Annotated in this window: 9 protein-coding genes and 1 pseudogene; 1 reads left to right on the top strand and 9 read right to left on the bottom strand. The window is 34.5% G+C overall.

Annotation, left to right across the window (positions count from 1 at the left end; translation table 11 throughout):
- Positions 1-928 precede the first annotated feature (928 nt).
- Both IGJ23_RS13260 and IGJ23_RS13265 read right to left on the bottom strand, forming a co-directional pair.
- Positions 929-2,599: a DNA/RNA helicase domain-containing protein gene (locus IGJ23_RS13260; RefSeq protein WP_229109194.1), complete on the bottom strand. Its 1,671-nt coding sequence runs from the start codon at positions 2,597-2,599 to the stop codon at positions 929-931.
- Positions 2,600-3,402: 803 nt separating this feature from the next.
- Positions 3,403-4,116: a hypothetical protein gene (locus tag IGJ23_RS13265; protein WP_438775062.1), complete on the bottom strand. Its 714-nt coding sequence runs from the start codon at positions 4,114-4,116 to the stop codon at positions 3,403-3,405.
- A gap of 318 nt (positions 4,117-4,434) precedes the next feature.
- On the opposite strand from IGJ23_RS13265, the pseudogene IGJ23_RS13270 reads away from it, so the two are divergent.
- A pseudogene (locus IGJ23_RS13270) lies at positions 4,435-5,186 on the top strand (site-specific integrase); the annotation flags it as partial.
- Positions 5,187-5,262: 76 nt separating this feature from the next.
- Here IGJ23_RS13270 and mnmG read toward each other — a convergent pair.
- The 7 genes from mnmG to rpmH form a co-directional block, all read right to left on the bottom strand.
- Positions 5,263-7,158: a tRNA uridine-5-carboxymethylaminomethyl(34) synthesis enzyme MnmG gene (gene mnmG, locus IGJ23_RS13275; RefSeq protein WP_438775063.1), complete on the bottom strand. Its 1,896-nt coding sequence runs from the start codon at positions 7,156-7,158 to the stop codon at positions 5,263-5,265.
- A gap of 15 nt (positions 7,159-7,173) precedes the next feature.
- The gene (gene mnmE, locus IGJ23_RS13280; RefSeq protein ID WP_063627679.1) at positions 7,174-8,571 is read right to left on the bottom strand and encodes a tRNA uridine-5-carboxymethylaminomethyl(34) synthesis GTPase MnmE; all 1,398 of its coding nucleotides are present in this window, start codon (positions 8,569-8,571) and stop codon (positions 7,174-7,176) included.
- A 607-nt stretch (positions 8,572-9,178) separates the two neighbouring features.
- Positions 9,179-10,657 (bottom strand): hypothetical protein, encoded by a 1,479-nt coding sequence (locus IGJ23_RS13285; RefSeq protein WP_438775064.1) that lies wholly within the window; start codon positions 10,655-10,657, stop codon positions 9,179-9,181.
- Between the two features lie 233 nt (positions 10,658-10,890).
- Positions 10,891-11,658, bottom strand: a complete 768-nt coding sequence (jag, locus tag IGJ23_RS13290) for an RNA-binding cell elongation regulator Jag/EloR (RefSeq protein ID WP_063627680.1) — start codon at positions 11,656-11,658, stop codon at positions 10,891-10,893.
- Between the two features lie 14 nt (positions 11,659-11,672).
- Positions 11,673-12,494, bottom strand: coding sequence for a YidC/Oxa1 family membrane protein insertase (locus tag IGJ23_RS13295; protein WP_010720506.1), 822 nt, complete (start codon positions 12,492-12,494; stop codon positions 11,673-11,675).
- Positions 12,491-12,847, bottom strand: a complete 357-nt coding sequence (gene rnpA, locus IGJ23_RS13300) for a ribonuclease P protein component (RefSeq protein ID WP_438775065.1) — start codon at positions 12,845-12,847, stop codon at positions 12,491-12,493. The genes IGJ23_RS13295 and rnpA overlap by 4 nt, the downstream gene beginning before the upstream one ends.
- A 117-nt stretch (positions 12,848-12,964) precedes the next feature.
- On the bottom strand, positions 12,965-13,099 hold the full coding sequence (gene rpmH, locus IGJ23_RS13305) for a 50S ribosomal protein L34 (protein ID WP_002293121.1): 135 nt from the start codon (positions 13,097-13,099) through the stop codon (positions 12,965-12,967).
- Positions 13,100-13,630 lie beyond the last annotated feature (531 nt).

Consider the following 13,630-nt stretch of genomic DNA (forward strand, 5'->3'; position numbering starts at 1 on the left):
CTTCTCAAATTTTTGGCTCAATCTATAAATAGGAGGGACTCGAGAATTACGAGGTAATTTCCCATCAATTCTAGCTCAACCTATCCAATTGAATTGTGTCCTGAAAAAAGTAGATTTACGCCATCAAAAAATGGACAAAAAGCAAAATACTTCCTGTCCATTGATGGTGCTAAGATTTCTCTTTACTGGTATCGTTGCTAAAAAGACGAAAAAACTATCTTCTAGAGATTCCAACAGGAGTATCTAGCTCTGAGAAATAAGCCGGAGAATCCAAAAATAGTTCCTCCTATTTTTGGAAATCTTCGGCTAATTTTCCAATGTAGCTACTTCTGGAAAACCGTAAATCAGAGGTTTTCCACTTTCGCAATCTTCCCTTGTTCGATGTAGACTCAAATCGATCTATCAATAATTATCAAACTGAGTCATATAGAGACAAAAATTTCAAAAACGACCTATTAATTGGTCATCGAATATCATTTAAAATCAATACGACGGAGTCAGACACGGAGTCAAAACAAGCCCGCTGAGAATTTAAAAACATACAGTACCACTACATGGCTGTATGTTTTTTTATTTCAGATTATCTGAAATGATTACATGTACTTTTTTTCCATTTTTTTCTACTAGTTAGTAGCAAATACTCTCCTATTTTCTCAATAAACTATTTTTGACTATATGGTATCTGAAACAGCTAAAACCTTGTCATTACAGCAAAAAATCACTTTATCTCCGTTTCATTTCAGATACATTTCACTTAAGCGGATTCTATAAACCGAAAAAAAGAACCTCCAGATAGCTTTTACTACCTGAAGGTATTTCCTAAGACACGGTCAGTTATTAACGGGGTAGGGTAATTAACTCTAATACAAGACATGCTTAGTAATCAATCACCTGTTCAAATACTTCATCATAACTAGTTAAGATGTTTCTATAAACTAAGACGTTCTTTAAATATCTTTTCTACTTTTTTATCTTCAAAATATACTCTACAACCATCGATTCCTCTTGAAAGAAGAACGTAATATATATTCAAAATATACTCAGTTAATTCGGACAAAGAAAATTCTTTTTTTAGAGGTGTTCCTCCAATGTCCTTATAATTTTCAGGAACCGCAACTATTTTTCCGTTTTTAACCGTAATGTCATTACCTATTATTACTCCAGAGTAATTAAGATCATAACCTTGAATTGCATGTATAGATCCAATTTCTCTCTCAGAATTAGGTTTTTTAACCCAATCTTCATAAGTAGAGTTCCATCTTCTCTTAATACCATCAATCTCCCAATCATAAGGTAGTTCTTCTAACGTCTTTCCTTTGTTGGCTTTTTTGCTTATACTGGATATCCATTCTTTACAGTATCCTGCTATTACCCTATTAGTTGTTTCAGGATATGCATGAGAATGATCATCTACATAGTCAATCACTTCCTTGAAACTGTTCACAATTCCAAAGTAATCATTCTTAAATACCTCTTGGTTAAAATCTCTTTCTTCGCTTAACTGAAGACCATACAAAATTCCTTTTAGATAGTCCTCTCCAGAAAAGCAACCGTTCCCCCCAATCCTAAACTGTTGTGACATGGAGAGTTTCTGATAATTACTGGTTAATCTCCGAACCTCTGAAGGGCTAATGTTTTGTGGTTTAATCCCTTGATAAGGATCATATAATAAAACTAAACCTTCAGTAATTTCCTCAAGAAGCGTAATCTCTTCATCATCCTTGTTAAGATGCCTTCTCGCATTGGGATGACCTTTTTTATAAAATTTTTTTAACTTATGTGCTTCATCAACTATGATAATATCGAAATTTTCATGCTTTTTCTTAGCATCTGTTATCAATTGTGAACCAGTTTTTACAGTCAATCTACTATTCAAATTGATTGATTTGAAGATTAAATTAAATTGTCTGATTAAATTGCCTGTAGTGACTACACCTATTTTCAAATCAGGATACTTATCTGCTAAAGAAAAAGCTAGATTTGTAAATAAAACGGACTTACCCGAACCTGCAGGAGCTTCGACCAAAAATTTTGTAAATAAATTTTTTTCTACATCTCCAATAATCTCTTTTTGTTTAAGAGATAACTGTTTGAAAGGAGAATATTTAAATAACAGGCTCTCTCTTAGTTCATTAAGATTTCGATTATTAACTAATCCTAAATCAGATAACTCATGTGTCCACAATTCATAAAATACACTGGTCAAAATTTCTTCCTTATTCTCATAAGTTATTTTTGTTTGTCCATTATTTCCATTCGCAAAAACAAACTTAGTTTTATCTGCTTCTGCAATCATGTAATTAAGTAATAGAGATTCTAAATCTAAGATAGCTGATTTGTGAAATAATTTTGAATAGATCACTAAGCAATCAGTAAATAGTCGATAATTGATTTTGGGATTTTTTTCAGCTAAATGTTCTTTATGTCTATTTTTGAAGCTACTAGTTTCACCAATGTATATTATTTTATTTCTTAAATTGAAATATATATACGTAACTGGATTATTAATTAAAATATCATTTTCTATTTTTGTTAAATCATTTAATATTGTTCCTTCACATAATTTCAACTTCACTGTTCTATAATACGACATATCCATCTCCGCCAACTTCATGTTATAAATTTCTTTTTTTGTTCAATAAATTTGAACTTAGTATAACACAAAACTTTTAATTGGCTTATATTTTTTGAAGAGAACTCTCACCTGAACATGTCGTCCTAACCAATTTAAGATAAAAGAATGATAACTTTAAAAAATAGCAAATATAAAATATTGATAAAAATTAACTTACCAATACTTTTATATTTGCTATTTTACTCACAGACAACTAATTTATTTAGTTGTTATTTTATTTAAAATAATTACCTAAGAATCTGTAATTTTCATCTATAGATATTTTTTCTTCGATGGCTGTTTCCATGAATTTTTATCATATGATTCTCCTTTTCTTAATATTGACTTTAGACATGTATTAGGAAAAATACAACCTTATTTGTAACTATACATATCGAAACACTTATGATTTGGAAATGTTACTTTTAAATGTTTTTCTGACTTTTATCATCTCATATACATATAAATATTTCCATTAGGTATTACAATAAAAAACAAACTAAACAGTAATTTAAAATTTATTTTTAGATAATGTACGTATCTTAATTATCACTATCTGAAATAACAGAAACGTGTTTATATCAATGCTTATACAAGTATATCTTGTTTCATTTCAGATACGATTTATATAAGCGGATACCATAAACCGAAAAAAAGAACCTCCAGATAGCTTTTACTACCTGAAGGTATTTCCTAAGACACGGTCAGTTATTAACGGGGTAGGACAATTAACTCTAATACAAGACATGCTTAATAATCCAATCACCTGTTCCAATATTTAAGTATAATTAGTTACCATTCTCCATAGTTTCTAATTGCTTAATAATATCATTGGAAATTTGTTGCCATTGCTCATTTGAGATGTTCTGAGCACTGGCATTTTCTAAAGCCGTTTGAGCCAGTCTTGCAATTTCTGGATCATTCCATGATCTTTGAGCAAAAAAAGCCACTAAATCATTTCTTGTGGAATTTTGGAGTGAACTTTTCAGTGATAGAATCTCAAGTGCTTTGGTAGGCTTCCAACTTCCACTGTACAAAATATTACCGTTTAAATCTGTAATCTGCGCTGTACCATCATTATTATCAAATAAAGTAGCATTATAGGTGCCATTACTATCTGATATTGTTACAGAACTCCTAGTAAAGTGTTCCGACATATGAGCGGGTTCTCCAGTTTCTTTAATAGTGCCATTAAAATCATCAAAAAGATAAAGATGGTTATGCAACTCTATGCTATCATTTGAATTCTTTGCTGACGCTGTACTACTTTCTGGAATACGTTTGACAGAATCATTATTCACCAAAGCATTAGAATCGCTTGTAGAACTTACCTCAGATTCCTGTATCTCCATGTCATCTAACTTTCTTTTGTACTGATCATTGGCTATTGTAAGGTTCTCCCGTTGATCATCAAGCTTCTGTATTTCTATACTGGTATAAATCAATGCTCCAGCCAGCGCTACGTTAGCCAACAAACTAACTGTAAGTAGTACCTTTTTCATTCTTTTTTCTCTACTTTCTTTAATGTTATACAAGAGGAAAAACTGACGTAATCTCCTAAAATATTCTTTATTACTGTTTTAAATAAAAAGATTATATAGCGACTATTATAGCATTTACTCCCAGTTTATATGTATTTCATTTAAGGAGATTCCAAAAATACTAGTTAGCTTGTACTTTCTAAGAATTCCATATAAAATTCAGACGATTAAAATGTGGGAGTAGTTTGACATTCCCATATCAGTATACAGTATTTCAACATATACATGAGCTTTATTTAGATAATATTCAAAATACAATAGTACAACAAATGACAAATCACTTCACAGGTATTCAACTACGGTATATTGATTGGCGTGATCAAGACCAATCCCATGGAACGTACCATTACACCCAAGTCTAATCATAACTCTGCTGAGATCGAAACGGAGTTTTACACGAAAGAAGAGCTTCGACAATTCTTTGATTGCTTGCAAGAGCTAAAAGATGATCGTGCTCTAGCATTTTTTAGACTAGCTGCTTATACAGGAGCTAGGAAGGGGGAAATACTTGGGCTGACATGGAAAGACATCGACTTTGATAAAAAGACTGTGCAGTTCAATAAAACGCTAGTAGAGCTATCTGATGGCTCTCTATGTATCAATCCTACGAAGACAGAGTCATCTAAGAGAATAATCACAATAGACGACGGGACTTTGGCCATACTTAAGAAGTGGAAACGTACCGTCATAAAAAAGAATCTCTCTAGAGGTATCAGAATCGATAATATGGATGATGTACCTGTTATCAGCACTATTAAAGCAAATAAAAAAAGGACTTCCTCTATAAGGGCTACCCTAATCATGTAATGAGTAAAGTAGCTAGGAAGTTCCCTGATATGAAAATAATCAAAGTTCACGGTTTTAGAAAGACTCATGCCACCTTGCTATTTGAAGCGGGTGCCCAAGTAAAAGATGTACAGAATAGACTCGGACATTCTTCATCCAAAACAACCATGGATATCTATATCCAAGTATCGACAAATCGACAAGAGGAGACAGTCCAATTATTCGATTCTTATATGAACGCTTGATAGGCGGAGTCAAAAACGGAGTCAGCGTATACTAAAAGGACTCATTTTTTAACATGAGTCCTTTCTTATCAATGCTTTAAGCCTGCACTTTCGCAATCTTCCCTTGTTCGATGTAGACCATCAAAATACTTAGATCAGCGGGGTTTACACCACTGATACGGCTAGCTTGAGCAATGGTTTCTGGTTGGATTTTTTGTAGTTTTTGTTTTGCTTCTGTAGCCAATCCATTAATTGCTGCGTAGTCGATATTTTCTGGTATTTTTTTGGCTTCCATTCGTTTTAATTTTTCTACTTTTTCAAGTGCTTTTTTAATGTATCCTTCGTACTTGATCTGAATTTCAACTTGTTCAATTTCTTTCGCTGTCAATGCTTCATTTTCCGGAATAAACAACATTAAATCGCTGTAGCTAATTTCAGGTCGCTTCAAAAAGTCACTCGCTAAAACCCCGTCTTTTAATGGCGCAGCATTGATAGTTGCCAAAAATGCTTGGACTTCTTCTGTCGGTTTGATCCGGACAGTCATCAAACGTTTAATTTCTGCTTCAACAGCAGCTTTCTTTTTCAGATAAGCTTGGTATTGGTCTTCTTTGACTAAACCTACTTGGTGTCCCATTTCCGTCAAACGTAGATCTGCATTGTCATGACGCAATAATAAACGATATTCAGCACGTGAAGTGAGCAAGCGATAAGGTTCATTGGTTCCTTTAGTCACTAGGTCATCAATCATAACACCAATATAACCGTCACTGCGTTTGATGATCAAAGGCTCTTTTCCTTGGACTTTGAGCGCTGCATTGATTCCAGCAATCAGCCCTTGGCCCGCTGCTTCTTCATAACCACTAGTCCCATTCGTTTGACCTGCAGTATAAAGGTTTTCGATGACTTTCGTTTCGAGCGTTGGACGTAATTGATGGGGTTCGACAACGTCATATTCGATCGCATATCCCGTACGCATCATTTCAACTTTTTCCAGTCCTGCGATAGAATGTAGCATATCCACTTGGACATCTTCTGGTAATGAAGTCGATAATCCTTGAACGTATACTTCTTCCGTATGCAAGCCTTCTGGTTCTAAAAACAATTGATGTCTTGGTTTATCTGCAAAACGTACGATCTTATCTTCAATCGATGGACAATAGCGAGCGCCCACACCTTCAACGATTCCAGTAAACATCGGTGCACGATGCAAGTTATCACGTATGATTTTATGAGTCGTTTCACCGGTATAAGTCAACCAGCAAGATTCTTGTTCTAAGTTGTACGCACTATCTGGCGTGCTAAAACTAAAATGATTTGGTTCTTTATCGCCAGGTTGCTCTTCAGTCACTGAATAATCAATCGTACTTGATTTAACCCGAGGAGGTGTTCCTGTTTTGAAACGATCAATCGCAAAACCTAATTCTTTTAGATTATTAGCTAATCCAACAGAAGGTTGTGAATTGTTGGGTCCAGATGAATACTTCAATTCTCCGATGATGATTTCACCTCGTAAAGCTGTGCCAGCAGTAATGACGACAGCTTTCGCTTGGTAGCAAGCGCCAGTTGATGTCACCACACCTCGACAAACACCCTCTTCGACGATTAATTCTTCGACGATTCCTTGACGCAACGTCAAATTAGGTTCTTTTTCTATCGTATGCTTCATTTCTGCGGAATAAGCATGCTTGTCTGCTTGCGCTCTTAAAGCACGCACAGCAGGACCTTTTCCTGTGTTTAACATTCTCATTTGAATGTACGTTTTATCGATATTTTTACCCATTTCGCCACCAAGAGCATCGATTTCTCTCACTACGACACCTTTTGCTGGTCCTCCGACTGAAGGGTTACATGGCATGAACGCTACCATGTCTAGATTGATAGTTAGTAATAACGTTTTTGAGCCCATTCTGGCTGCAGCCAACGCTGCTTCTGAACCAGCATGTCCTGCCCCTACAACGATGACGTCATAAGTATCTGCTTGATAATGATTCAAGTACATTTCCTCCTTTTATTTTCCTAAACAGAATTGACTGAATAATTGAGTGATTAATTCATCTTGTACACTGTCTCCAACGACTTCCCCTAAGTAGTCCCAACAGCGTGTCATATCGATTTGAACAAGATCTACAGGCATACCTGCTTCAATCCCAGCAACTACTTCTGCTAATGAAATTGATGCTTTTTCAAGTAGAGCAATATGTCTGGTATTTGATACATACGTAGCATCTCTTTCACCGGTTTGCCCACCAAAGAATAAATCAGCGATAGCTGTTTCTAATTGATCTAAACCATCATTTTTAGCCACAGAAACGGCAAACACCGGTTCATCTTCTAACCATTGATCAAGTTCTTCTTTTTCTAACTTTTGCGGCAAATCTGTTTTATTTAAAAGTACAATCCGTTTCAAACCCTTAGTAGCTTCTAAAAGCTGCTCGTCTTCTCTGGTCAGTGGCTCACTTTGATTCAAAACCAATAAAATCAAATCCGATTCAGATAATGCTTTTCGACTTCTTTCTACCCCGATCTGTTCAACGAGATCTTCTGTTTCGCGGATTCCAGCTGTATCAATTAATTTCAATGGTACACCACGAACGTTCACGTATTCTTCGATGACATCTCGTGTCGTTCCCGCAATATCTGTTACAATTGCTTTTTCTTCTCGCAATAAGTGATTCAACAAGCTTGATTTTCCGACATTTGGACGACCGATGATAGCTGTACTTAATCCTTCACGCAAGACTTTTCCTTGTTTCGATGTAGCAAGTAAAGCTTGGATCCTTTGTTGGATCATCGTCGCTTTTTCAAGCAATAATCGTGTAGTCAATTCTTCCACATCATCGTATTCAGGATAATCGATATTGACTTCTACTTGTGCTAATGTTTCTAAGATCTCTTGTCTTAATGAACGAATCAACGAAGAAAGATTGCCATCTAATTGATTTAAAGCTAAGCCCATTGCTTTGTCCGTTTTCGCCCGAATTAAATCCATCACGGCTTCTGCTTGAGAAAGATCTACACGACCATTTAAGAAAGCTCTTTTTGTAAATTCTCCAGGTTCAGCTAGTCTTGCTCCTTCTCGTAATAGCAGTTGTAAAATTTGATTTACGACTACGATCCCACCATGACAATTGATTTCAACGACATCTTCACGAGTAAATGTTTTAGGTGCTAACATAACAGAAACCATAACTTCATCAATGATCTGTTCATTCTTCGGATCAGTAATATGCCCATAATGAATCGTATGACTAGGTACTTCCAATAAGCTTTTCTTGCCACAACGATAGACTTTATCTGCTAACGCTACCGCTTGGTCTCCACTAAGTCGAACAATACTGATCGCTCCTTCTCCTGGTGGGGTAGAAATTGCAGCAATCGTATCAAATTCTAAAGTAATTTCAGCCATTTTTTCACTCCCTTTTTAATTTTACGCACAAAAAAAGTGCCCACTTCACCCTTTACAATAAATGGTGAACTTCGCACTTTGACTGCTTGTCCATGATTAAATTCTGAACATAGGTTATCATATTTAGTTACAAGACACAAGTATTGAAAATAGAGAACTCTGACAACTTCTTCTTTTTTACAATATCGTAAAAATTTTTTTCATTTATACATTCATTCTGATTTGAGGATATTGTACATTCTTTTTATTTCATCCTTTGTATCGTCGCGTTCCTTTTCACGACTATTCAACATAAAAAATAGCCATTCAAAACAAATCGCTATCTCATCTCAGTTCTACAAAAAAACACACGAAGGCTAACCTCCATGTGCTTTTTCTATCAAAGTAAGACTACTTAAGCATCGTATACTCCGATAAGAATGATTTCTAATAAAATATACTTTGTTTAAAAAAGTTTGTCAATGTGATTCCTAAAAACAACCACGCATATCAACCTTTAAATTTTGCTTTTTCCTCAATATAACCGATCTTCTATGAATGATTAAATGAATTTTCAACTATAGGATAAAACGACATTTATTTTATCCCTATTCAGGAGGGTTTACCTCTATCTTTCTAATCCAGAACTTGATATTTCCAATCTAGAGTTTGGTCTTTCTGTTTTTTTCTTTTTTGAAACTTTTTTATTTATAGTATTAATTCTTTTCTTAGCTTCAGGACTAGATTTTGATTCATTTTTATTTACAGCAGCAACTTTTCTCAGGTATTCTTCACCCGTTTTTCTATTATGTAACTCGTTTTTAACATCTTTCTGATTTATAAGAAACTGGTTTGTAAGCACGTCTCCAACTTTTTCTCCAGCTTCATTTACAACATCTATTAACAATTCTTTTTTTACTATTTTCATGCTTGGCGTCTCTTGCGCCAATTCTTTTTTATTTTTAAGAAAAAACGCGTAATTCTGATCAAGTAAATCACTATAACTCTGGTTCTTGACCTCATCTTTAGCAACTTTTAGCAGCATTTCATCCATACCCTCAATTTGTTTACATTGATCATACTCTTTGTCTTTAATAATTGCCTTAGTTTTATAACCTAGTGTATATTTGAATGCTAATCCTATATTTTTTACGATACATGCCCCTGTCATTTGTGACCTTGCAACATAATTTTCAAACTTACATTCTGATGCATGATGATGAAGCTCTTTTAACGGAAATTCTGTTGTCTTATGAAAAAACAAATTATATTTATCTTGAAAAAAGCTTCCAAAGCTCACACCTTCTTTTCGGGACAAACTTAAAAAATCTCGCCATGTAGGAGCATATCTTCCTATACGAACAGCTTTTGAAATGGCTTCTATGTTTTCTTTTGATTCTTCAAACTCATATACATAGATTGATTTTAATTGTTTGGTATCCAGATCTACCCACAATTTTTCTACTGCTGCGAAACTCTCTACAAATTCTGCTTTATCCTCCTTACTAACGCCTTTCCAAAGGTCTAATTTCTCTTTATCGGAAAAATCATTCCAGTTTTCCCATTGATAAAACGACGCTATTTTATTTAAATGCTCAAGAGAAATTTTTCCATCAACATTTGGCGCTTCATTAGGTACAAGTTGACCTCCTTTATTACAAACGCGCACTTTAATTTTATTGTCTTCTTTTTGAATAAGCAGGCTGACACTATGAACATCGCCTGCTCTTCGGTTATACATGATTGGTATAACTAAAAAACTATCCGGATCATTATTTACCAAGTCTTTCATGCATGGCTTAAAATATTTGTTATCGTAACTACATCCTATACTACCGTTTAAAGAGTTTATTAAGTTCTTTCGTTCTCTACCATTTTCTGTAAACTGTTCAGGATTTTTTTCAACTACCTTTTTATACAAATACATATACTCTATAAGGTTATCATATTTTACTCCAGCCTCATTATCCAGCATATTGGAAGTCCAATTCCATTTTTGATTAAAGACATGCGACATTTCTGCAATATACTTTTGTTCATTTTTTACATATTTTTCACGAGCTTTTTCGATATCTTTTATCATTTTTTTTCTTTTTTTCTCTTCCATTTTTCCCTTCCTTTTCCCCCAGTCGTATTCACAGTAACATAGATTATTTTGGAGAAAGAAACTTTTTTTTAGAAAACAGAGAAAAAAAGATTTCTTGCAAAACACAACAAAAATAAAGTAGCGAAAAAGTAATCAGTTTACTTTTTCGCTACTTCATTGATTTAAACTTCTCTTATTTATCAAGCATTATTTCATTAACAAGCATTTGTTAATGAAGCAAACTCTTTTAGTGTTTATAATCGTTTTTTTACAGGTTCTACTACTAGATAACGATAAGGCTCGTCTCCTTCAGAATGAGTTTTCACATATTCATTCTTGCTTAATGCCGCATGGATTTGTTTTCTCTCAAATGCCGGCATTGGTTCTAAGAAGACTGGTTGACCGGATTTAATTGCTTTTTCGGCAGTACGATCTGCTAAGCGTTGAATGATTTCTTGTCTTTTTTCACGATAATTACCAACGTTTACTACTACAGATAGTTTATTTTTAGCAACACGGTGAATGAAAACTTGTGCTAAATACTGTAAAGCATTTAATGTTTTGCCGTGTTTGCCAATTAAAATCCCTTGTTTTTGTGTATCTAATTGAAAAACGACGGTATTTGCTTCGCGGGTCATTTTTACTAAAGCTGGCGCATCTAATTGCTTGGTAATATCCGTGAGATAGACTGCTAATTCCGTTAAAGCTGCTTCATCGCCTAATTCACTGGTTTCTACTTCTTCTGGTTGGTCTTCTGTGAAGACTTCAATGGTTTCAGTTTCTTCTATCGTTTTTTCTAAAGGTTCTTCTAAAACTTCTTCTACCGTTTCTTCAATTGCTTCTGAAACAGTTTCACTAATTGAAGGTTCAATCTTAAGACGAGCATTCTTACGCCCGATCCCAAGAAATCCTTTCTTACCTTCATCTAGTATCTCAATTTCAACTTGCTCTTTATCCAATCCTAAATCGTTTAAACCAAGTTGGATTGCTTCATCAATTGTCGCAGCTTCATAAATCGGCATTAGCATTCCCTCCCTTATTTTTTACGTTTTTTCTTCGGACTCATGGCTTTTTTCAACGCACGTTCTTTTTCACGAATACGTTGAGCTTCTTCTTCTCGCTCTTTTCTAATCTTAAATGGATTATTGATTAGTAATGTTTGAACGACTTGGAAAGCATTAGATATTACCCAATATAATGAAAGACCACTTGCTAAGTTGACCCCCATAACTAAGATCATCACAGGCATCACAAAATTCATGATCTTCATTGATGCATTTGATTCAATTTGACTCATGCTACTTAGATACGTACTTGCAAAAGTAAATACCGCAGCAAGGATCGGTAAAATAAAGGTTGGATCTGCTGTTCCTAGATTTAACCATAAAAAGTTTCCTTGTTTTAATTCAGGCACACGTGAAATCGATTGCCATAACGCCATCAAAATCGGCATCTGTACTAACAACGGTAAACAACCAGCATATGGGTTCACATTATTTTCCGCATATAAACGTTGTTGCGCTTCACGTAACTTACTTTGTGTCTCAGGATCTTTTGAACTATATTCTTGTTGTAGTGCTTTTAATTTTGGTTGAAGTTCTTGGGTTTTTCGCATACTCTTGGTTTGAAAATGCATCAACGGCATCAAGATCACACGAATGATCAAAGTGAATAAAATAATCCCAATCCCTGCATTTCCAAATGACAATGCCTTGATCGCTTCTGCAAAATAATAAACGATGTAGCGATCCCAAATTCCTGTGCTTTGTGCACTTACTTCTCCAGTTCCACAACCGGATAAGACAACGACTAGACTGATAATGCCTGCCATCAAAAGTAAACGTTTGTATTTCTTCACTTACTCTTTTCCTCTCTATCGATTATTTTTGCAAGTTTTAAGACATGGACTAGATTGGAACGAATCTCATCGTAAGTTAGTCCCTTGACACTTGGTCTTGCAATCACGATAAAATCCAATTCCGGATCGATCTGTTCTTTTACAGAATAGACCGCCGCACGAATCTTACGTTTTACCTCATTGCGACATACTGCATTGCCCACTTTTTTACCTACTGAAAGCCCGACACGAAAATGTGGCTGGTCTTTTTTTTCTAAGCGGTAAACGACAAATTTACGATTAGCAAATGACGTTCCTGTATGGAATACGTTTTGAAACTCTCGTTCTTTTTTGACTCGATACGCTTTTTTCATTCGTTTTCTTTCCTTTTCTATCTTTCACTTACGTCCATAATCATAACATATTTCTCTTTATTCTTTCAGCTTTTCCCTAAAAAAGGGCATAAAAAAAACCACTGAAACCCCAGTGGCTTAAGCTGAAAGAACTTTTCTTCCTTTACGGCGACGGCTTGCTAAAACACGACGGCCATTTTTAGTACTCATACGTTTACGGAATCCGTGAACTTTTTGACGTTTACGTTTATTTGGTTGGTATGTTCTTTTCATGTATTCCACCTCCAAAATTTCTTATCTACTGTTAAAACACAGACATACTTTGATAGTATAACGACAATCAAGGTAATTTGTCAATATAAAATGAAAGGAAACTTCTGGATTTATGCATTCTATTTTTCCACAGTTTAGTTTTTTTTCGTGTGATTCGTTTGTGGAAAAAGTTATACACAAGATTTATCCACAATTATTTTTAGGGTTTTTTACACAGAATAAACACCTGTAAAAAAAGTAATCCACAAACAGTCATTTATCTGTGAATTGAATGCTTAACTCCTTGATAAACAAAGATTTTTTATCCACAACCTACCTGGGATTTCTGTCTTTAAAACACACTTATCCACCTGTTGATTAGTGATGTGGATAAGTATTTTTCCTCGTTGTGATTTTTTTTGTTTTTTTCTCTCTTAATTTTGTGGATAATCTCAAATAAAAAATTTTTTCTGCTCTTTCTGTGGAAAACTATATGAAAAAATGATAAATTAGTACTAGTTATTCACTTTTTAATGAAGGAGGAAGCCTTAT

Source organism: Enterococcus sp. DIV1682a, from assembly GCF_051711005.1.
Lineage (GTDB): Bacteria > Bacillota > Bacilli > Lactobacillales > Enterococcaceae > Enterococcus_B > Enterococcus_B hirae.

Excerpts from the sequence above, each read along its gene's own strand:
- IGJ23_RS13260 (WP_229109194.1), bottom strand. The coding sequence starts at position 2,599 with ATGGATATGTCGTATTATAGAACAGTGAAGTTGAAATTATGTGAAGGA.
- IGJ23_RS13265 (WP_438775062.1), bottom strand. The coding sequence starts at position 4,116 with ATGAAAAAGGTACTACTTACAGTTAGTTTGTTGGCTAACGTAGCGCTG.
- mnmE (WP_063627679.1), bottom strand. The coding sequence starts at position 8,571 with ATGGCTGAAATTACTTTAGAATTTGATACGATTGCTGCAATTTCTACC.
- IGJ23_RS13285 (WP_438775064.1), bottom strand. The coding sequence starts at position 10,657 with ATGGAAGAGAAAAAAAGAAAAAAAATGATAAAAGATATCGAAAAAGCT.
- jag (WP_063627680.1), bottom strand. The coding sequence starts at position 11,658 with ATGCCGATTTATGAAGCTGCGACAATTGATGAAGCAATCCAACTTGGT.
- rnpA (WP_438775065.1), bottom strand. The coding sequence starts at position 12,847 with ATGAAAAAAGCGTATCGAGTCAAAAAAGAACGAGAGTTTCAAAACGTA.
- rpmH (WP_002293121.1), bottom strand. The coding sequence starts at position 13,099 with ATGAAAAGAACATACCAACCAAATAAACGTAAACGTCAAAAAGTTCAC.